General features: G+C 74.0%; 2 protein-coding genes. Both read right to left on the reverse strand.

What is annotated here, in order from left to right; translation table 11 throughout:
- The coding region (locus R6V09_RS52970) for a glycosyltransferase (RefSeq protein WP_317888532.1) at positions 1-783 on the reverse strand (783 nt) is incomplete at its 3' end.
- Positions 780-1,493, reverse strand: a 714-nt coding sequence (locus R6V09_RS52975; protein ID WP_317888533.1) for a glycosyltransferase, incomplete at its 5' end; no start/stop codon positions are given. The genes R6V09_RS52970 and R6V09_RS52975, both read right to left, overlap by 4 nt.

The raw sequence follows: 1,493 nt of genomic DNA on the forward strand, positions 1-1,493 counted from the left end.
CGGCAACCCGCGCTCCCGCGCCCGCTGTTCGAGCCGGGCCCGCAGCGGCCCGTCCCCGGCGACCACGAGGACCGCCCGCCGCCCGCGCCGTACCAGCGCCTCCAGGGCATCGAGCGCCGTGCCGGGCCTCTTCTCCACGGAGAGCCTGGTGCAGGTCACCAGCAGAACCTGGTCCACGCGCGCGTACTCCGCGCGCACCACCGGGTCCCGCAGCGCCGGACTACGGCCCACCAGGTCGACGCCCAGCGGAGCCCGTACGACATTGCGGGCGCCGATGCGGACGAACTCCCGCTCGGCGAACTCCGTGGTGCACACCACGCGCGCGTAGGTGTGTGCCGTACGGACGTTGAGGGCGTCGGCGGTGCGCCGGGACAGGTTCTCCGACAGGCCCCAGGTGCGCAGGACGCCGTCGGCGGTCTCGTGGGAGACCATCACGGCGGGAATGCGGGCCCGCCTGGCCCATTTGCCGGTCCAGCGCAGGGTCGTACGGTCGGAGACCTCCAGGCGGTCCGGGGCGAGTTGTTCCAGGAGGTTGGCCACACGCCGCTTGTCGGCGAGGACGCGGTAGCCGCCGGTGCCGGGCAGCAGCGGCCCGGGCAGGGTGATGACCCGGCCCTGCTCTGTCTCCCGGTCGGTGTGGCGCTCACCGGGCACGATGAGGACCGGGTCGTGGCCGGCCTCCTTGAAGCCCTTGCCCAGCTCGCGCAGGGCGGTGCGCAGCCCCCCGGAGGCGGGGGCCACGAAGTTGGCGAGCCGCACGATCCGCAGCGCAGCGGTGTTCACGCCGCCACCACCACCTTGCGCGCGGCGAGGACGTCGCCGTAGTGGGCGATCAGTTGGTCGCCGACGGCCGCCCAGGTGCGGCCCTCGACCATGGCCCGCGCGGCGGTGCCGTACTCGGCCCGCAGCGCGGGATCGGCGGCCAGGGTCCGCACGGCGTCCGTCACGGCACTCTCGTCGCGCGGTGGGACGAGGAACCCGGTGCGCCCGTGGGCGACCAGGTCGAGCGGTCCGCCGGCGGCGGGCGCGACGACGGGGACGCCGCTGGCCATGGCTTCCTGGACGGTCTGACAGAAGGTCTCAAAAGGTCCGGTGTGCACGAATATGTCCAACGAGGCGAAGATACGGGCGAGCTCGTCGCCGGTACGCCGGCCGAGGAAGACCGCGCCCGGCAGCGCCTCGGTGAGGTGCGGCTGGCTGGGCCCGTCGCCGACGACCACGACACGGACGCCCTGGAGACCGCAGACTCCGGCGAGGAGTTCGATTTGCTTCTCGGGGGCGAGCCGACCGACGTAGCCGACGATCAGTTCGCCGTTCGGGGCGAGTTCGCGGCGCAGCGCGTCGTCCCGGTACTCGGGGCGAAAACGCTCTGTGTCCACCCCGCGCGGCCAGAGCCTGACCCGGGGCACGCCGTGTGCCTCCAGGTCGCCCAGGGCCGCGCTGGAGGGCGCGAGGGTGCGGTCGGCGGCGGCGTGGACGGACCGTATGCGCCG

This window comes from Streptomyces sp. W16 (genome assembly GCF_033194735.1).
Lineage (GTDB): Bacteria > Actinomycetota > Actinomycetes > Streptomycetales > Streptomycetaceae > Streptomyces.